Annotated in this window: 21 protein-coding genes; 8 read left to right on the top strand and 13 right to left on the bottom strand. The window is 57.7% G+C overall.

Annotation, left to right across the window (positions count from 1 at the left end; all coding sequences use genetic code 11):
* Positions 1 to 125: 125 nt before the first annotated feature.
* Genes HWX89_RS03425 through sdhC form a run of 4 tightly spaced genes read right to left on the bottom strand, consistent with a single transcriptional unit; the run spans position 126 to position 3560 of the window.
* Positions 126 to 905 carry a succinate dehydrogenase iron-sulfur subunit gene (locus HWX89_RS03425; protein ID WP_138795302.1) on the bottom strand — a complete coding sequence of 260 codons (780 nt, stop codon included), beginning with the start codon at positions 903 to 905 and terminating at the stop codon, positions 126 to 128.
* Between the two features lie 17 nt (positions 906 to 922).
* Complete coding sequence (sdhA, locus tag HWX89_RS03420) at positions 923 to 2767, bottom strand: succinate dehydrogenase flavoprotein subunit (RefSeq protein WP_138795301.1); 1845 nt, start codon at positions 2765 to 2767, stop codon at positions 923 to 925.
* Between the two features lie 7 nt (positions 2768 to 2774).
* Positions 2775 to 3155, bottom strand: a complete 381-nt coding sequence (sdhD, locus tag HWX89_RS03415; protein ID WP_138795300.1) for a succinate dehydrogenase, hydrophobic membrane anchor protein — start codon at positions 3153 to 3155, stop codon at positions 2775 to 2777.
* 12 nt (positions 3156 to 3167) lie between these two features.
* Positions 3168 to 3560 carry a succinate dehydrogenase, cytochrome b556 subunit gene (sdhC, locus tag HWX89_RS03410; RefSeq protein WP_138795299.1) on the bottom strand — a complete coding sequence of 131 codons (393 nt, stop codon included), beginning with the start codon at positions 3558 to 3560 and terminating at the stop codon, positions 3168 to 3170.
* A 305-nt stretch (positions 3561 to 3865) separates the two neighbouring features.
* On the opposite strand from sdhC, the gene HWX89_RS03405 reads away from it, so the two are divergent.
* Entirely contained in the window at positions 3866 to 4231 is a 366-nt protein-coding gene (locus HWX89_RS03405) for a hypothetical protein (protein ID WP_138795298.1), read from the top strand.
* Between the two features lie 43 nt (positions 4232 to 4274).
* Here HWX89_RS03405 and HWX89_RS03400 read toward each other — a convergent pair whose 3' ends face one another.
* Genes HWX89_RS03400 through tsaD form a run of 5 tightly spaced genes read right to left on the bottom strand, consistent with a single transcriptional unit; the run spans position 4275 to position 7782 of the window.
* A complete protein-coding gene (locus HWX89_RS03400) occupies positions 4275 to 4919 on the bottom strand; it encodes a class I SAM-dependent methyltransferase (protein ID WP_138795297.1) in 645 nt (214 codons plus the stop codon).
* 10 nt (positions 4920 to 4929) lie between these two features.
* Positions 4930 to 5373, bottom strand: a complete 444-nt coding sequence (locus HWX89_RS03395; protein WP_138795296.1) for an EVE domain-containing protein — start codon at positions 5371 to 5373, stop codon at positions 4930 to 4932.
* A gap of 6 nt (positions 5374 to 5379) precedes the next feature.
* Positions 5380 to 5673, bottom strand: coding sequence for a YciI-like protein (locus HWX89_RS03390; RefSeq protein ID WP_138795295.1), 294 nt, complete (start codon positions 5671 to 5673; stop codon positions 5380 to 5382).
* A 28-nt stretch (positions 5674 to 5701) separates the two neighbouring features.
* Entirely contained in the window at positions 5702 to 6685 is a 984-nt protein-coding gene (locus HWX89_RS03385; RefSeq protein WP_138795294.1) for an NAD(P)H-dependent glycerol-3-phosphate dehydrogenase, read from the bottom strand.
* On the bottom strand, positions 6685 to 7782 hold the full coding sequence (gene tsaD, locus HWX89_RS03380) for a tRNA (adenosine(37)-N6)-threonylcarbamoyltransferase complex transferase subunit TsaD (protein ID WP_138795293.1): 1098 nt from the start codon (positions 7780 to 7782) through the stop codon (positions 6685 to 6687). Before tsaD ends, HWX89_RS03385 begins: the two co-directional genes overlap by 1 nt.
* A 72-nt stretch (positions 7783 to 7854) precedes the next feature.
* Between tsaD and hemC the strand changes: the two genes are divergently transcribed.
* The 6 genes from hemC to HWX89_RS03350 all read left to right on the top strand — a co-directional run bounded on the left by hemC (position 7855) and on the right by HWX89_RS03350 (position 13805).
* Positions 7855 to 8784, top strand: a complete 930-nt coding sequence (gene hemC / locus HWX89_RS03375) for a hydroxymethylbilane synthase (protein ID WP_138795292.1) — start codon at positions 7855 to 7857, stop codon at positions 8782 to 8784.
* Between the two features lie 4 nt (positions 8785 to 8788).
* Positions 8789 to 9529, top strand: a complete 741-nt coding sequence (locus HWX89_RS03370; protein ID WP_138795291.1) for a uroporphyrinogen-III synthase — start codon at positions 8789 to 8791, stop codon at positions 9527 to 9529.
* Between the two features lie 73 nt (positions 9530 to 9602).
* Entirely contained in the window at positions 9603 to 10958 is a 1356-nt protein-coding gene (locus tag HWX89_RS03365) for a COG4223 family protein (RefSeq protein ID WP_138795290.1), read from the top strand.
* A gap of 4 nt (positions 10959 to 10962) precedes the next feature.
* Positions 10963 to 12579, top strand: coding sequence for a heme biosynthesis protein HemY (locus tag HWX89_RS03360; RefSeq protein WP_138795289.1), 1617 nt, complete (start codon positions 10963 to 10965; stop codon positions 12577 to 12579).
* 16 nt (positions 12580 to 12595) lie between these two features.
* The gene (locus HWX89_RS03355) at positions 12596 to 13084 is read left to right on the top strand and encodes a tellurite resistance TerB family protein (protein ID WP_138795288.1); all 489 of its coding nucleotides are present in this window, start codon (positions 12596 to 12598) and stop codon (positions 13082 to 13084) included.
* Positions 13074 to 13805, top strand: a complete 732-nt coding sequence (locus tag HWX89_RS03350; RefSeq protein WP_138795287.1) for a glutamine amidotransferase — start codon at positions 13074 to 13076, stop codon at positions 13803 to 13805. The genes HWX89_RS03355 and HWX89_RS03350 overlap by 11 nt, the downstream gene beginning before the upstream one ends.
* Positions 13806 to 13820: 15 nt before the next feature.
* Here the strand turns inward: HWX89_RS03350 and HWX89_RS03345 are convergent, their stop codons facing one another.
* On the bottom strand, positions 13821 to 15056 hold the full coding sequence (locus HWX89_RS03345; protein ID WP_138795286.1) for an MFS transporter: 1236 nt from the start codon (positions 15054 to 15056) through the stop codon (positions 13821 to 13823).
* A 135-nt stretch (positions 15057 to 15191) separates the two neighbouring features.
* Here HWX89_RS03345 and HWX89_RS03340 point away from each other — a divergent pair, with 135 nt between their 5' ends.
* Positions 15192 to 15482, top strand: coding sequence for a YggT family protein (locus HWX89_RS03340; protein WP_138795285.1), 291 nt, complete (start codon positions 15192 to 15194; stop codon positions 15480 to 15482).
* A gap of 107 nt (positions 15483 to 15589) precedes the next feature.
* Here the strand turns inward: HWX89_RS03340 and ppa are convergent, their stop codons facing one another.
* From ppa to typA, 3 genes are all read right to left on the bottom strand, one after another.
* On the bottom strand, positions 15590 to 16123 hold the full coding sequence (gene ppa, locus HWX89_RS03335) for an inorganic diphosphatase (protein ID WP_138795284.1): 534 nt from the start codon (positions 16121 to 16123) through the stop codon (positions 15590 to 15592).
* Positions 16124 to 16297: 174 nt separating this feature from the next.
* Positions 16298 to 16804, bottom strand: coding sequence for a GNAT family N-acetyltransferase (locus HWX89_RS03330; RefSeq protein ID WP_138795283.1), 507 nt, complete (start codon positions 16802 to 16804; stop codon positions 16298 to 16300).
* A 198-nt stretch (positions 16805 to 17002) separates the two neighbouring features.
* Positions 17003 to 18823, bottom strand: a complete 1821-nt coding sequence (typA, locus tag HWX89_RS03325; RefSeq protein ID WP_138795282.1) for a translational GTPase TypA — start codon at positions 18821 to 18823, stop codon at positions 17003 to 17005.
* Positions 18824 to 18889: the final 66 nt, after the last annotated feature.

Genomic DNA, 18889 nt, shown 5'->3' with positions numbered 1-18889 from the left:
GCAAGCGACGGCAACGATAATTGCCGTTTTAGTCGATTTTTACCGAAATTTCTCATCATTCGGTTGCGAAAAAAGGCCGCGGTTTTGCCCGCGGCCCTGATATTCCTGATTGCCGGAAACCGCCGTCAAACGCGACGCTCGACCATCATCTTCTTGATTTCTGCGATGGCCTTGGCGGGGTTCAGCCCCTTCGGGCAGGCCTGCGCACAGTTCATGATGGTGTGGCAACGATAGAGGCGGAATGGGTCTTCGAGGTTGTCGAGACGCTCGCCGGTTGCCTCGTCGCGGCTGTCGATCAGCCAACGATAAGCCTGCAGCAGAACAGCCGGACCGAGATAACGGTCGCCGTTCCACCAGTAGCTCGGACAGGAGGTCGAGCAGCAAGCGCAGAGAATGCACTCGTAAAGGCCGTCCAGCTTCTGACGATCTTCATGGCTCTGTTTCCATTCCTTGGCAGGCGTCGGCGAAACCGTCTTCAGCCAGGGTTCGATCGAACGATGCTGGGCGTAGAAGTTGCTGAGATCAGGAACGAGGTCCTTCACAACCGGCATATGCGGCAGCGGATAGACCTTTACGGTACCGTTGATCTCATCCATGCCCTTGGTGCAGGCGAGTGTGTTCGTGCCATCGATGTTCATCGCGCACGAACCGCAAATGCCTTCGCGGCAGGAACGGCGCAGCGTCAGCGTCGGATCGATGTTGTTCTTGATGTAGAGAAGCGCATCGAGGACCATCGGACCGCAATCCTCGACATCGATGTAATAGGTATCGATGCGCGGATTCTGACCGTCGTCCGGGTTCCAGCGATAGACCCGGTATTCGCGAACATTCTTGGCACCATCCGGCTTCGGCCAGACTTTACCTTCGTTGATCTGAGAGTTTTTGGGGAGAGCAAGTTCAACCATGTCCAATTCCTCTCAAATCAGTAGACGCGCGCCTTCGGCGCGATCTTCTTGGGATCGATGCCATCGGCGATCAGTTCGGTGTGAACAGGGCGGTAGTCGAGCTTTACGTCGCCTTCCGGGCTGACCCAAGCGAGCGTGTGCTTGCGCCAGTTGACGTCGTCACGACCGGCAAACGGGCCGTCTACGAAGTCTTCACGCGCATGCGAACCGCGGCTTTCCTTGCGGGCTTCCGCACCGTAAACCGTGGTGATGGCGTTGGCCATCAGGTTATGCAGTTCAAGCGTTTCAACCAGATCGGAGTTCCAGACCATCGAGCGGTCGGTAACCTTGACATCCGGCAGTTCCTTCCAGATCGCCGAGAGCCGGCGGCAACCGCTCTCAAGCGATTCCTGTGTACGGAACACGGCAGCATCATCCTGCATGGCGCGCTGCATCTTGTCGCGCAGAACAGCGGTTGGCGTTGCGCCATTGGCGTAACGCAGGCTGTCGAAGCGCTCCATGATCTTGTCACAGGCTGCAACATTCAACGCCGGTACCGGCGCTGCACGGTCAATCACCTCTGCAGCGCGGATAGCCGCTGCGCGACCGAACACAACGAGGTCGATCAACGAGTTGGAACCGAGACGGTTAGCACCGTGAACCGATGCACAACCGGCTTCACCAACAGCCATCAGGCCGGGAATGACACGCTCTGGATTGCTGCTGTCAGCGTTCAGCACTTCGCCCCAATAGTTGGTCGGAATGCCACCCATGTTGTAGTGGACCGTCGGCAGAACCGGGATCGGCTCGCGCGTTACATCCACACCGGCAAAGATCTTGGCGCTTTCGGAGATACCCGGAAGGCGCTCGTGCAGGATCGCCGGATCGAGGTGATCCAGGTGCAGGAAGATGTGGTCCTTGTTCTTGCCAACGCCACGGCCTTCGCGGATTTCCATGGTCATGCAACGGGACACGACGTCACGCGAGGCAAGATCCTTGGCCGAAGGCGCGTAACGCTCCATGAAGCGCTCACCTTCGGAGTTGACGAGATAACCGCCTTCACCGCGTGCACCCTCGGTGATCAGGCAGCCTGCGCCGTAGATACCGGTTGGGTGGAACTGAACGAATTCCATGTCCTGAAGCGGAAGGCCCGCGCGTGCGATCATGCCGCCGCCGTCGCCCGTGCAGGTATGCGCGGAGGTCGCCGAGAAATAGGCGCGGCCGTAACCGCCGGTGGCCAGAACGACCATCTTGGCGGAAAAACGATGGATCGTGCCGTCATCAAGGTTCCAGGCGACAACACCGGTGCAACGGCTGCCGTCATCCGACATGATGAGGTCGAGCGCGAAATACTCGATAAAGAATTCCGCGTTGTTGCGCAGCGACTGGCCGTAAAGCGTGTGCAGGATGGCGTGACCTGTACGGTCGGCTGCGGCGCAGGTGCGCTGCACCGGCGGGCCTTCACCATAGTTCTGCATGTGGCCGCCGAATGGGCGCTGGTAAATCTTGCCTTCCGCGTTACGCGAGAACGGAACACCATAATGCTCGAGCTCATAGACCGCCTTGGGCGCTTCCATGGCGAGATACTGCATAGCGTCGACGTCGCCGAGCCAGTCAGAGCCCTTTACGGTGTCGTAAAGGTGCCACTGCCAACAGTCGGGCGTCATGTTGGTCAGCGAAGCGGCAATACCGCCCTGAGCCGCGACCGTATGCGAACGCGTCGGGAAAACCTTGGTGATGCAGGCCGTGCGGAACCCCTGCTCGGCCATGCCGAGCGTGGCGCGAAGACCAGCACCGCCGGCACCAACAACAATCACATCATAGGAGTGATCGACATAGGTGTAGGCCTTGCCATTCTGGGAAGGTGAACTTGGAGATGCCATGACCGGATTATCCTGCGAATGCGATTTTCAGAATGGCGAAGACGCAAAGGCCGCCAACCAGAATCGCGAAAAACGTATTGAGCATCAGAAGAACGAGCTTCGGGACCTCGGCGTGAATGTAGTCTTCAATGATCACCTGCATGCCGAGCTTCATGTGGATGAGGCCGGAAACGACCACCAGACCCATGATCACCGCAACAAGCGGGTTCGACAGCGCAGCGGCGACGTCCGCATAGGGAGCGCCAGCATACTTGATCAGGAAGATCACGAAAAAGATCAGCAGAGGAACGTTGGCAACAGCCGTGACGCGCTGACGCCAGAAATGCTCTGTGCCTTCCTTGGCGGAGCCAAGACCGCGGACCTTGCCGAGAGGTGTACGCATATCCATGAAAATATCTCCTCAGCGCACGATCAGGGCGATGACCCAGATCAGCGCGGTCAGACAGATCGACACGACGAAGGAAGCCTTCGCAAGCTTGGTCGTGAAGTGCTTGTCGAAACCGTGTCCCAGGTCCCACATGAAGTGGCGCAGACCGCCCAGCAGGTGATGAACAAGCGCCCAAGTATAACCGATCAGGATGAGCTTGCCGATGATCGTGCCCATCGCCCAGTCGACCCAGGCGTAATAAGCCTCGCCGGTCGAAATGGCGATCAGCCACCAGGCGACGAGTAGCGTGCCGAAATACAGTGCGCCGCCCGTAATACGGTGCACGATGGATGCAGCCATCGTCGGAATCATCTTGTAAACTTGAAGATGCGGCGACAAAGGCCGATTATTTGTCGTGTTCGCCATCAGAACCTCGCGGCGTTTTCCCGTGCGCCCGCAACTGCGAACGCCCCCAAGCAACAGCACATGACGAAAGAATGTGCATTGCACCAACCGCGACGTTTAATCGCATGGGAACATCACCACAAGCAGATTCCACGGTCGATTCGAATTTAATCGATTGGGGCGGACGATTTTTTGCAAAAAAAGTGTCGCAAAAATAAAAAGTCGAGCGTTTCCAAGATCACCAGCCCGAATTTTTTGACCTTTACGTAAATAAAAAATGCTGTAATTTACATTTTGTTAACTAAAAAAACCGGAGAAAAAGGATCATGTTACTGCGTCGAATCGCCGGCTTCTCCCTTGCATTCGCAAGCCTCATTTTCACGGTTTTGCCTTCCGCGTCAGCAGAGAATTTCAGCTATCGCCATTATAATCGGCACCGGCAGCAGACCAGTTTTTCAACCGATGGCCTGCCCTCCACGCTCCCCGGCGGCACCTACAGCGGTGCTATTGCCGCGCTGAGAGTACGTGGCAACGGCAACTACTTTGCCATTGGCGGTGGTTTTTCCTCTGGAAACAGACCCGCTTCGATCGGATTGCAGCCTGCCCCGAGAGCCAAAATCATCAAGGTGGATGCCGTAACGGCGAACGAAGCCTGTGCCTGGGAGCATGGCGTCTGCGTGATCCGCCCATGAGCGACCTGCTTCAATCCGTTGGAAAACTCTCTCTGCGCCGAACTCAGACAAACCGCCAGACGGTTGTCTTCTTGATTTCGCTTTCTTCCAGCGCACGCGTCACCGGCACCTGATAGGTTGCCATTGCCTCAAGGCGATCTTTCGGAAGATAAGCTCGGCCGGGATCACCGACCAGAACGGTAACGCCCTGTGTCGCCAGATGCCTTAACCAAGGCACCAGCAGATCAGCGAAAGAACGGTCATAAAACACGTCACCGGCAAGCAGCACCTCGGCGCCGATGTCCTGACCGATGAGATTGGCCGCCGAAAACGCAACATCGACGCCGTTCAGCGCAGCATTCAAAGCCACCGACGCTCCCGCCCAGGGATCGATATCGACAGCCTCCACCGCTGCAGCCCCGGACATCGCGGCTGCAATGGCAACCATGCCCGAGCCGCTTGCGAAATCCAGCACGCGCTTTCCCCGCACGCTTTCGGGATGATCGATAACGAAGCGGGCAAGTCCCTGCCCTCCCGCCCAGGCAAAGGCCCAGAACGGCGGTGGCAAACCGATCTCCTCCAGCTCCTCTTGCGTCTTCAGCCACAGATCATGGGCCTCTGTCGCCAGATGGAGCTGCAGTTCCGGCACATGCGGAGGGCGCATGATGCCGGTGTTGTCGAGGATGAAACGTCCGGGATCGGTTTTCACGCCTTCAGCATCATTCTGGCGAAAGCGGAGGATTATCGAGACCACCCATGCGGCAGACCTCGAAATATTCCTCTTCGGTCACCGGCTGCACAGAAAGCCGCATCGAGGTGACCAGCGACATGTTGGCAAGCTTAGGGTTCGCCTTCACGTCCTTCAGCGAGACGGACTTCGGCATGTCGCGGACAGCCTTGATATGCACGCAGTCCCAACGGGCATCGCCTTCCGCAGTGGAATCCGGCCGCGACAGCTCGCAGACCTCAACGATGCCGACGACATCCAGCCCCTCATTGGAGTGATAGAAGAAGCCCTTGTCGCCAATCTTCATGGCGCGCATGTTGTTGCGCGCCTGATAGTTGCGAACGCCGGTCCACTCCTCACCCTCTTCGCCCTTGGCTTTCTGCTGCTCCCAGGACCATTTGAACGGTTCAGATTTGTACAGCCAGTAATTCGCCATCGCCAATTACGCTCCCGGATTGTTGAAGACCCAGTTGTAGGGCTTTACATCAACGCTCTCGAACAATCCTGCCTTTGCATAGGGGTCGGCATCGGCCAGCGCCTTGGCAGCATCGATATCGGCTGCTTCGACGATAACCAGGCTGCCATTCGGCTTGCCTTCGCTATCCAGAAACGGGCCGGCGATCTTCAGCGTTCCCTCGGCATTCAGCTTGTTCAGGTGCTCCAGATGCGCCGGACGCGTATCCATGCGCACGTTCAGATGGCCAGGCTTGTCCTTGCAGATAAAAGCAAACAGCATTCTCGTCTCCTCATTTGGCCTGCCAACCTTATTCGGTGGTGATCGGCCGTGTCATCAATTGTTGCATGGCGCTTGCCACGTCCAGATTGCCGTCGATGATGGCTGCAACAGCTTCCGTCACGGGCATATCGACTGAATATTGTGCGGCAAGTCGAGCCGCGACGGCAGCTGCAAAAGCGCCTTCGACCAGACCACCGGACGCGTCCTTGCCTTCATCGCGACCAAGCGCGATACCGAAACGCAAATTTCGTGATTGATGGCTGGTCGCCGTTAACACCAGGTCGCCAAGCCCCGAAAGACCACGCACCGTATCCGCCTTGCCGCCCATGGCAACAACGAGACGTGACATTTCCGCAAGCCCACGAGAAATGAGCGCAGCGCGGGCAGAATCGCCAAGCCCAGCGCCCTCAACGATCCCGGCGGCAATGGCCAGCACATTCTTCAAGGCGCCGCCGAGCTGCACGCCGATACGATCGGCGGATGCATAGAGACGGAACGTCTTGCCGCTGATGGTTGCTGCCAGCCTCTCCGCAACAGCCACCTCTTCGGCGGCAATCGCCATCGCGGTTGGTAGTCCACGGGCGATATCGGCAGCAAACCCAGGACCGGAGAGAACCGCGACCGGATGGTGCGGCAATTCTGCTTCAAGAAGCTCAGTCAAAAGCCGACCAGAGGCGCGATCGATGCCCTTGGCGCAGGTGACAATGACGGCATCCCTGGCAAGATAGGGGCCATAATGTCGTGCTGCGTCCGCATGCGCTTGCGACGGCATGGCGAAAAGCACGATACCGGCATCGGCGAGCACATTTTCTTCTGCCGAAAATGCCAGCGCATCCGGCAGACTGACACCCGGCAACGCCGCCTCATGCACCCTGTCGGATCGAAGATCAGCCATCAGCGACGGATCACGGCCAAGCAAGGTGACGTCATGGCGGTTTTCCAGCGCGACGACCACGGCCAGCGCGGTTCCGAAGGCACCTGCGCCAATCACGACGATTTTTTCACGCTGCATCAGGCCTTGGCTCCTCTTTTGCCGAACCCGATCAGGGTTTCCGCATTGGCATCGAGCGGCCAGCGCGAACGCGGCTGAATATCGAGCGAATCCGGCTCACGGCCATCGGCCATACGTTCCAGACCCGCCCAGGCAATCATCGCAGCATTGTCGGTACAGAGATGGTGTGGTGGCGCAACGAAGCGGAACCTGTAGCTATCGCACAGCGCCTGCAATGTGCTGCGAATTTCCTGATTGGCAGCAACCCCGCCAGCCACCACCAATGCCGGTTCGCCAGCGATATCCGTAAACTCCTCGCGGAACCTCGCAAGCCCACGGCCGATACGGTCCTTCAGGGTACGCGATACGGCCTTCTGGAACGAAGCGCAGATGTCGGCAATGTCCTGATCGGAAAGCGGCGCAATGGCCGTCGCCGCCTGCCGCACGGCCGTTTTCAAACCGGAGAAGGAGAAGTCCAGCCTTGTTTCGCCAACCATTGGACGGGGCAGCGAAAATCGGTCCGGATTTCCTGTCGCTGCAGCTTTCTCTACGGCAGGTCCACCTGGATAAGGCAGCCCCAGAAGTTTCGCCGTCTTGTCGAAAGCCTCGCCAAGCGCGTCGTCGATGGTCGTGCCCCAGCGTTCATATTGCCCCACGCCACGAACAAGAACGAGCTGCGTGTGACCGCCGGAGACCAGCAGCATCAGATAGGGAAAAGACAGGCCATCCGTCAGGCGCGCCGTCAGCGCGTGGCCTTCCAGATGGTTGATTGCATAAAGCGGCTTGCCGGCCGCCTTGGCAATCGCTTTGCCGGTCATCAGACCAACGATCAGGCCACCGATCAAACCTGGCCCCGAGGTGGCGGCGATGGCATCGACATCGGCCAGGGTCACGCCTGCCTGCTCGAGCGCTTCCTCGACAAGCGTGTCGAGCGCTTCAACGTGAGCACGTGCAGCAATTTCAGGCACCACACCGCCATAGGCGCTGTGTTCGTCGAGCTGCGACAAAACGACATCCGAAACGATCTCTCCACGCCCGTCGGCATGGCGAACCACCACGGATGCAGCGGTTTCATCACAGCTCGTCTCTATACCAAGGATACGAAGAAAGGAGGCCATCAACCTGTTCGTTCATTGCGGTCAAAGGGAAACTTAGGTACGGAAACACCCGGTAACAATGGATAGACGCGGATGCAAACAAAACCTTTCCGAATCGGCACGCGCGGCAGCCCTCTGGCGCTAGCGCAGGCCTACGAAACCCGGAACCGGCTGATGTCAGCGCATGCTCTGCCGGAAGACATGTTCGAAATCGTCGTCCTGTCGACCAAGGGTGACCGCATCACCGATCGCGCTCTATCCGAAATTGGTGGCAAAGGCCTGTTTACCGAAGAGCTGGAAAACCAGCTTGTCTCCGGCGAACTGGATATTGCCGTCCATTCGTCCAAGGACATGCCGACGATCCTGCCTGAAGGGCTGCACCTTTCCGCATTTTTACCGCGCGAAGACGTCCGTGACGCCTTTATCGGCCGCACCGCGCCAAAACTGCTGGAATTGCCACAGGGCGCCGTCGTCGGTTCGGCCTCGTTGCGGCGTCAGGCCCTGATACGCCGACTGCGCCCGGATCTGAACGTCATCGTTTTCCGCGGTCTGGTCGATACGCGCCTGCGGAAACTTGCGGAAGGCGATGCCGATGCGACATTGCTCGCTTTTGCGGGGTTGAAGCGTCTCGGAAAAGAGGCGGTTCCGACGGAAATTCTCGATCCGAAGGAATTTCCCCCCGCACCCGCGCAAGGGGCAATCTGTGTAGAAAGCCGCATCGGCGATACGCGCATTGATGAATTGCTGGCCGCGATAAATCACAAGCCGACATTTGATGCGGTAACGTGCGAACGCGCGTTCCTCGGCGCGCTGGACGGCTCTTGCCGCACTCCAATCGCCGGCCTTGCCGTTTGCGATGATGGCGAGCTTCATTTCCATGGCGTGATCCTTACGCCCGATGGCCAGACAAGCCACAGCGTCGAGATATCGGGCAAATGTGCGGATGCCGCATCGCTGGGTCGAAAAGCCGGGGAAGATGTTCGCTCCAGAGCGGGCTCCAGTTTCTTCGAAGGGTGGAGCTAGGCTCATGCGGATCGTCGTCACCCGGCCGGAACGTTCCGGCGAGAAGACGGCGGCAAAGCTGAAGGCGCTGGGCCACGATCCAGTGCCTTTGCCCCTGTTCCATCCGATCCACCATGGCGACCTGGCCGAGGCGTCTCTCGTCGTGCCAAAATCCGCACTCGCAGTCACCAGCGCCGAAGCGATCCGGGCGCTGAAACCGCTCGGCACGTCACTCACCCCCTATTTCACGAAGCCGATCTTTGCTGTTGGCGAGGCAACCGCTGACGCCGCAAGGCAGGCAGGCTTTCATAACATTTTCACCGCTGCTGGCGACGGGAAATCGCTGGCAACGCTTGTGGTGGAAAATCGCGCCCTGTTGTCGCGCAGCAAACCTCTGCTTTATCTTGCCGGCACACCGCGTGCCCCTTCCTTCGAAGCAGGACTTCAGTCAGCCGCCATCGCATTTACGGTGGCCGAGTGTTACGAAATGCGGGAGAATGATTTTCGCCGTGACATCTGGGATGCGGCGCTTGTCTCTGCAAAAGTGGATGTGATTCTGCTTTATTCGGCCGAGGCGGCGCAGGCTTTTTTTCGCATCGCAACAAAACCGCCTTATGCTTCAGCGTTGGCGGGCACACGCTTCATCTGCATGAGCGAAAACGTGAAAGCCCATATCCCCGATGCTTTTAGCGCCCAGGCCCGCACGGCAGCGACGCCAAGCGAGGCTACAATGTTCGAAATCTTGCACGCCATCGCAGGAACCTAATTCCCTCTCGCCTCTTTCCTTTGCCGTCATCACTGACTAGGTTTAGACTATTGCAGGCAGAAATGAGGTTGTCATGGTATCGGGAAAGCCGCCACGCCACTCCAAGTCCAAAGCCGAGCCAGTCACGATTGATCTGGACGCAAAGGATGTGACGGAAATCGGCAAGGAAAGCCCACCGACGCCGGAGGTTTCAGTCTCCACCAACCAGACCGAGACGCCGAAAAACGCTCCCGCAGATACCGCCGGGACGGAAAACGTCAAATCGGAAGCGCCTAAACCCATCTGGGATCAACCGGTCAGGACTCCGATCGAACCACAACCCAATGTCGGGACGACGGAAGGCGTAAAAGTAGAAGGGCCTAAGCCGGAGGCCACTGCCAAACCGGCTTCGAGTGCAGCGCCGAAGCCAGAGCAAGCTAAGCCAGAGCCGCCAAAACCACAAGCGACGAAGCCGTCGCCCGAGACGAAAAGCTTTGGCGCCACGACACCCCCACCGAAAAAAGACGAGCCGGGCCGTTCGAACAATTCCGGCTTGATTGCAGCGGGTATCGTCGGCGGCCTCGTTGCCCTTCTTGCGGCGGGCAGCATGCAATATGCCGGTTACCTGCCACCATTCTCCGGAACCAGCAGCTCTGCCGAAGAACTGAATGCGCTGAAAACACAGATTGCCAACCTGCGCGAGCAGGTCGCCAACACGCCGGCAGCCACGACCGATACATCTGCCCTGGAGCAGCGCATCGCGGCCCTTGAAAGTGGCAACGCCGGCAGTGCCGATACTTCTGCGCTGTCCGAAAAAATCGCCGCGCTGGAAACTGCGCTGCAATCGCAGACGTCGGCGCAGGGTTCGGCAACAGAAGACCTGACGCGACGTCTTGGGGAAGCCGAAGCGAAGATCAACGAACCACGTGACGATATCGAAGTCGCTCGTGCCATCGCATCGGCTGCGTTGAAGGCGGCAATCGACCGTGGCGGTCCTTTCCTGACCGAACTCGACACACTCGCCAAGGTAACGCCAGATGACCCGGCCATTGCGTCCTTGCGATCGTTCGCCACGACAGGCGTTCCGTCCCGCGCCGAGCTGCTTCGGAATTTCCCCGATGTCGCCAACACCATGCTGTCGGCCATCAATCAGCCTGATCCCAATCAGGGGATCGTTGAGCGCCTGACGGAAAGCGCCTTCTCGCTGGTCAAGGTCCGCCCTGTCGGAAACATCGAGGGAGAGACCCCTGATGCCGTCATTGCGCGTATGGAAAACAAGCTTCGCAATGGCGATCTTCAGGGCGCAGCGCTTGAATGGGATTCCTTGCCCGATGCGGCCAAAACCGTATCCGCCGACTACAAGAAATCTCTGGATGCACGCATTAACGTCGAGAATCTGGTGGGTGATACGCTGAACCGCGCCATTGGCAGCACTGGCAAACAGGGGTAAGGGCATGACCAGAATTCTGACTTTCGTCGCTATCGTTCTGGCTCTTGGTTTCGGTTTTTCCTGGCTGGCAGACAGACCTGGCGTTCTGTCGATCGTTTGGCAGGGACAGCTGATTGAGATGAGCCTGATGGTTGCGGCATCCATCGTCGCAGCCCTCGTTGCCGTCGTCATGCTCGTCTGGTGGCTCGTCAATGCGATCTGGACTTCACCGAATGCAGCACGGCGTTATTTCAGGGCCCGCAAGCGTGATCGCGGCTATCAGGCCTTGTCGACGGGCCTGATTGCAGCTGGTGCCGGCAACGCGCTTCTGGCCCGCAAGATGACCGCGCGGACGCAGGGCCTGCTTAACGCCGACCAGGAACCTTTGATCCATCTGCTTGAAGCACAGGCAGACCTCATCGAAGGGAAATACGACGCCGCACGCCGCAAGTTCGAAGCGATGGCGCAGGACCCTGAAACACGCGAATTGGGCCTTCGTGGTCTCTACATCGAAGCCCGGCGTCAGGGCGCTCATGAAGCAGCCTTGCAATATGCCGAAGATGCCGCTGAAAAAGCACCCTATCTGCCCTGGGCAGCGCAGGCGACACTGGAAAACAAATGTCGCAACAATCAGTGGGATGACGCTATCCGTCTTCTCGATCAGCAAAAAGCAGCAGGTGTCATCGAACGTGGCGAAGCCGAACGCCTGAAAGCCGTACTCTTGACGGCAAAAGCTGGCGAAAAGCTCGAAAGCGATCCGGTTGGCGCTCGAGACGATGCCAAGCAGGCGTTGAAGCTGGCGAAAACACTGGTTCCCGCTGCTCTCGTCGCGGCGAAATCCTATCTGCGCGAAGACAACCTTCGCAAGGCCGCCTCTGTTCTTGAGCCTGTCTGGAAAAACAGCCCGCACCCGCAAATCGCCGAACTCTACGTTCGGGCCCGCAGCGGCGACACGGCAATAGACCGCCTCAAGCGCGCCGAGCGACTGGAAAGCCTCAAGCCGAACAACATCGAGTCGCTGTTTGCCGTGGCGCAAGCCGCCCTCGACGCCAAGGAATTTGTCAAAGCGCGCACGAAGGCGGAAGCCGCAGCGCGTATCGAGCCACGGGAAAGCATTTTCCTGCTGATGGCGGACATCGAGGAAGCGGAAACCGGTGATCAGGGGCGAGTGCGCTACTGGATGGCGCAGGGACTGCGTGCACCACGTGATCCGGCCTGGGTTGCAGACGGCATCGTCTCTGAAAAATGGCTTCCAGTCTCGCCTGTTACCGGGCGCCTGGATGCGTTTGAATGGAAGGCACCGTTCGGCCAGCTCGAAGGACCAGTCGAAGACGTTGGCATCGACCATGCTTTGGCAGCGGTTCCTGCAAAGTCGGAACCTGCGCCGAGAAGTGTTGTCGAAAATGAGCCGCCGCGCAAAGACAACGACATTACGGTTACCCAAAAACAACCCGAGACCGTGGAGATCAAACCCGCTGTGGTGGCCGTAAAGGAACCAGAAAAGGCGCGAGAGCCTGCACCGGCTGCGCCAATCAACGGCGATGCTGAACCCGTTCCCTTTTTTGGCGGCGCACCGGATGATCCGGGTGTGAAAAAACCGGGCAGCGAACCGGAAGCCAAAACCAGGCTCAAACTTTTCTGAGAGCACAAGGACAGATATGCTCAACCGTATCCAGTCGTTTTTCCAAACCCTTGTTGGCCCGCACACAGACGACTTCAGCCCCGATGATCTGAGAGTGGCTGTTGCCGCGCTCTGTTTTCAGGTGATGGAGGCAGACGGCACCGTTTCAAAGAGCGAGCGGAATCGTCTCCGCGAGATCCTTCAGGACTATTATCACCTGGACTCCGGAAAACTCGACGCCCTGCTTGCTGCGGGGCAGGAGGCAGGCAAGGAAGCCGTCGATTATTATCGCTTCACAATCGATATCCGCCGTCACCTCGATGAGGATCAGCGTATCGAGCTTATTGGTATACTGTGGGATATTGTTTACGCTGATGGTGAGCGAAGCGAGATGGAAGACCACGTGATCTGGCGTGTTGCCGATCTTCTCGGTGTTTCTGCTCGTGACAGGGTTCTGCAACGTCAGCAGGCAGCCACGCGGTCATTGCCTTCTGAAGAAAGCGAAAACGACGAAGATGCTGTTTGACCCCTCCCGGCAACAGAGAAGACAACCATCGATCCTCATCGTTCTGCATCAGGAGCGTTCAACGCCGGGGCGCGTCGGGCAGATGCTGGTGGAAAAAGGCTACAGGCTCGATATCCGGCGCCCCGCGCTCGGAGACGACCTGCCGACGACGCTGGAAAAACATGTCGGTGCCGTCATCTTCGGTGGACCGCAAAGCGCCAATGACCACCATGATTATGTAAAGACCGAAATCGACTGGCTGAAGGTGCCTCTGAAAGAAAACAAGCCATTCCTCGGCATCTGTCTCGGTGCGCAAATGTTGTCCAAGCATCTGGGCGGCAAGGTTGAGGCCGACAAGGAAGGCAAGGTCGAAATCGGCTGGTATCCGTTGCATCCCACGGAACATGGCCGTCTGCTGATGCCGCACTGGCCGAAAATGGTCTATCATTTTCACAAGGAAGGTTTCGAGCTTCCACGCGGCGCAGAATTGCTTGCCGCTGGCGACACCTATCCGCATCAGGCTTTCCGCTACGGAAAAAATGCCTGGGGACTGCAGTTCCATGCGGAATTGACACGCGCCATGATGCATAGCTGGGTGGTGCGTGGTGCGCAGCGTTTCGGCATGCCGAACGCACAGGTGGGCAGTCAGCATCTCGAAGGACGCATGTTGTTCGACACGCCGCTTCGCGCATGGCTCGGCAACTTCCTCGACCTGGTTTTTGAGGGCAAGCCGCAGCGCTGATGAGGCGAAGCGCTTTTAATCCTTCGGCAGGTCCAGACTGTCGATTTTCCGCAACTTGGAAAAACCGAGCGCCCAAATAACCGCGACGGCGAGCGTTCCGGCACCGCCTATGACGACCGCCGGTACAGCCCCGAAGACATGTGCCATCGTACCGGCGCGGAATTCGCCCAATTCATTGGATGCACCGACAAATACGGAATTGACGGCGTTGACACGCCCACGAACCTCATCCGGCGTCCAAAGCGCGATCAGTGTTTCACGGACGTACACGGACACCATATCGGATGCGCCCATGACAACCAGCGCCGCGATAGAGAGCCACGCTGTCTCAGAAAGACCGAAAACCACCGTCGAAACCCCGAAAAGTCCGACGCCGACAAACATCAGCAAGCCCGCGTGGTGACGGATCGGTTTGAAAGCGAGAATGACGGCAACGACAATCGCTCCGATACCTGGAGCAGCGCGAAGAAGCCCTAGTCCCCATGGCCCCAGTGTCAGCACTTCCTTGGCGAAAATCGGCATCAGAGCAACCGCACCACCGAGCAGAACTGCAAACAGATCGAGCGAGATCGCGCCGAGAACCACCTTCTCCTGCGCAATGAAGCGGAAACCCGCCAGCATGCTCTCAAGGCTGACCGCTTTTGCGGGGCTGCGCTGCTCGGGCTTGCGGATGATAAAAGCAAGAATGGCGGCAAGTGCAAAAAGGGAAAATGCCACCCCGTAAGCCAGGGAGGCGCCCACACCGTAAAGCAGGCCACCAACCACAGGACCAAGAATGGAGGCCATCTGCCAGGACGACGAATTCCACGCCACCGCATTTGGCAGATCTTCAACCGGGACAAGATTGGGTCCGAGTGACTGAACAGCCGGTCCCATGAATGCGCGCTCGATACCGATTACCACCAGGATGGCGAAGACCGGCCAGGGTGCAAAAGTATGGGTGAGCGTCAGGCCAAGCAAAGCAGCAGCACACACGGCAGCAACGATGAAACCAATCGCCATGATGAGCCGGCGATTGTGCCTGTCGGCGACCGTACCGGTAACGAGGATCAGAAGCAGCGATGGCAAAAACTGAAAAAGACCGATCAGACCGAGGTAAAAGGCATTTCCCGTTACCTCATACATTTGCCAGCCGACTGACACGCTGACAATCTGAAACGCAAACGCCGCGAAAAACCGGGCCGTGAAGAAACGACGGTAGGAACTATGCCGGAATGCGCCGAAACGGTTTTCGGCAGAAATCAGTGACATCGGCTGAGCGCTCTCGATAATATGAGGGCTTTCCCATAGAAGGATATCACAAGAATCGCCAGCGCTGTTTGGGCAACACTTGCCGGTTAACGCGCCAATGTCTAAATGTCTTGCAACGAAGACACGGAGATATTGATGCTTGCCCTGTTTCAGACAATCGATCTGGCCCTGAACCTCTTTGTATGGGTGCTGATTGCCAGTGCTATTTTTTCCTGGCTCTATGCCTTTAACGTCATCAATTCCCGAAACCAGTTCGTGAATGCGATCGGCAGCTTCCTTTACAACATTACGGAACCGGTTCTGCGTCCCATTCGTCGCATCCTGCCCAATCTCGGCGGCATAGACATTTCACCGGTGATCCTGCTGCTGATCATCTTCTTCATCCGCTCCTTCATGTGGAACACGCTTTATCCAGCGCTTGTCTGAAGCAGAGTGCCCGAGAGCGTTGATCGCGATATTCAGCGCCAACAACAAAAAACCTCCGGATCGATGTCGAGCCGGAGGTTTTTTTATCACTTGAGAAACTGGGCTAATCAGCCCTGCGTCTTGTAGCGCTCGATGGCTTCAACGATCAGCTTCTTGGCAACGTCGACGTTCTGCCAGCCGCCGATCTTCACCCACTTGCCGGGCTCCAGATCCTTGTAGTGTTCGAAGAAGTGCTCGATCTGCTTCAGGGTAATTTCCGGCAGATCCGTGTAGTTTTCGATCTTGTCATAGCGGCGCGTCAGCTTCGGCACCGGCACCGCGATGATCTTCTCATCCTTGCCACCGTCATCTTCCATGATCATCACGCCGATCGGACGAACGTTGATGACGCAGCCCGGAACGAGCGGACGGGTGTTGCAGATGAGAACGTCGATCGGATCGCCATCATCAGACAGGGTGTGCGGCACGAAGCCGTAGTTACCCGGATAAGTCATTGGCGTGTAGAGGAAACGATCAACGATCAGCGCACCGGCGTCCTTGTCCATCTCGTACTTGATCGGCTGACCGCCAACCGGCACTTCCACAATAACATTCACGTCTTCCGGCGGATTCTTGCCTACGGAGATTGCATCAATACGCATTCGCTTCCCTCATTTCGACGGGTTGGGTTCGGTTTTCGATAATGGGAAAGTCGTGGCATTGCAACATGGCTTTAAAAGGATCAGGCAGAATGCCTCATCCTTCGCTGTCAGGTTATCCACGATTTTTGGAAATGAAACGGAAGGGCAGCAAGCCACCGGCAACATCCGTTTCGCTCAGTTCCAGACGAAACCGATCTTGCGCAACGAGGTGCCGCCGAAATCTTCCATGCCCTCGGCAATGTCACGCCCGCCATGCGAACGGAAAAAGCGATTGGCGACATCACTGTCTTCAAGGCACCAGACAACAATCCCCTGGCAACCAAGCGACGTCAGCAGTCTGCGCGCCTCGGTAAACAGCAGCGAACCGAGGCCGATTCCCTGATATTCCGGTCGGAGATAAAGTTCGTAGACTTCACCATCATGCGGAAGGCCGCGCGCGCGGCTAAGGCCCAGCGTCGCATAACCGGCGACCACGCCGGCCACCTCGACAACAAGCATCGTGGCTGAGCCACGGGTTGCCTTCTTCCACCACAATTCGCCACGACGCTCGAGCATCTGCGTCAACGGCTTGTGCGGGATCAACCCGGCATAAGCCTGTTGCCACGACAGACGGTGCGCCTCTGATATGGCGCGCGCATCATGCGCTTCGGCACGGCGAACATCTATGGATAACGTTTTCATAACGCGATTCTGGCCCCGACTGCGGAAACTTGCCAGCCATAAAGGTTAACGGCACCAAGCTTACCCACAGCCTATTCATGTGGACGACCAGAAAAAATTAACGCATCCTTAACCTTTAATACAAGCCGCTTTCGACTCATCCCCAAATAAAAAACCCGGCACGAAGGCCGGGTTTTCAAGATCAGTCGCGATCGGCGATTAGACGGCAAGCTTTGCCTTCTCGAAACGCTTACGGTCGTTAGCATCGAGGAACATCTTGCGCAGACGGATCGACTTCGGCGTCACTTCCATCAGCTCGTCGTCCTGAATCCAGGAAAGGGCACGGTCGAGCGTCATGCGGATCGGCGGCGTCAGCTTGACGGCTTCATCCTTGCCAGCGGCACGGATGTTGGTGAGCTGCTTGCCCTTCAGCACGTTGACTTCGAGATCGTTGTCGCGCGTGTGAATGCCGATAATCATGCCGGCATAGACCTTTTCACCTGGCTCGATGATCATCGGACCACGATCTTCCAGGTTGAACATGGCGTAGGCAACAGCTTCGCCGGAACCGTTGGACAGCAGAACGCCGTTGACACGGCCAGCAATCGCACCCTTGAAGGGCTGGTAGTCGTGGAACAGGCGGTTCATGATCGCCGTGCCACGCGTGTCGGTCAAGAGTTCGGACTGGTAACCGATCAGACCACGCGTCGGGGCGAGGAACTTCAGACGAACGCGGTTGCCACCGGACGGACGAAGCTCGGTCATTTCAGCCTTGCGCTCGGACATTTTCTGAACGACGACACCGGAATGCTCTTCATCGACGTCGATAACGACTTCTTCGATCGGCTCGATGGTCTGACCATTTTCGTCCTTGTGCATAACGACGCGCGGACGTGAAACGGCAAGCTCGAAGCCTTCACGACGCATGGTTTCGATCAGAACGGCAAGCTGCAATTCGCCGCGCCCCGAAACGAAGAACGAATCCTTGCCTTCGGCTTCTTCGATCTTCAGCGCAACGTTGCCTTCGGCTTCCTTGAACAGACGATCGCGGATAACGCGCGACGTTACCTTGTCGCCTTCCGTACCAGCCAGCGGCGAGTCGTTGACGATGAAGGACATGGTGACCGTTGGCGGGTCAATCGGCTGCGCCTTCATTGCTTCGTTGACCGAAGGATCACAGAACGTATCGGCAACCGTACCCTTGGAAAGGCCGGCAATAGCAACGATATCGCCCGCATGAGCTTCGTCGATGGCGGTGCGTTCGATGCCGCGGAATGCGAGGATCTTCGAAATACGGCCAGTTTCAACGGTCTTGCCGTCCTGACCGAGAACCTTCACGGCCTGGTTCGGCTTGATCGAGCCCGAAGCGATGCGGCCGGTGATGATACGGCCGAGGAAGGGGTTGGCTTCAAGGATCGTACCGATCAGACGGAACGGACCTTCTTCAACGGTTGGCTCAGGAACGTGCTTCAGAACCAGGTCGAGCAGCGGAGCAAGGCCTTCATCCTTCGGGCCTTCCGGGTTGACGTTCATCCAGCCGTCGCGGCCCGAACCGTAGAGGATCGGGAAGTCGAGCTGTTCGTCGGTGGCATCCAGATTGGCGAAAAGGTCGAAAACTTCGTTGATGACTTCTTCATGGCGGCCATCCGGGCGGTCGATCTTGTTGATCGCAACGATCGGCTTGAGACCAACCTTGAGAGCCTTGGACACCACGAACTTCGTCTGCGGCATCGGGCCTTCAGACGAGTCGACCAGAACGATTGCACCGTCCACCATCGAGAGAATACGCTCAACTTCACCACCGAAGTCGGCGTGGCCGGGGGTGTCGACGATGTTGATACGAACACCTTTCCACTCAACCGAAGTCGCCTTGGCGAGAATGGTGATGCCGCGTTCTTTTTCCAGGTCGTTCGAGTCCATCACGCGCTCTGCAACGCGCTGGTTGTCGCGGAAGGAGCCGGACTGCTTCAGAAGCTCGTCAACGAGCGTCGTTTTTCCATGGTCAACGTGCGCGATAATCGCGATGTTGCGAAGGGCCATATGATAAATCTCTGAGGTTGGGGCGCTAATCGTATGGGGTGCGCCAATTTAGTTTGGCGCGCTCAT

Origin of the sequence: Rhizobium sp. RM, assembly GCF_013390595.1 — a bacterium.
Lineage (GTDB): Bacteria > Pseudomonadota > Alphaproteobacteria > Rhizobiales > Rhizobiaceae > Agrobacterium.
This window is presented reverse-complemented; position numbering and strand designations above follow the sequence as displayed.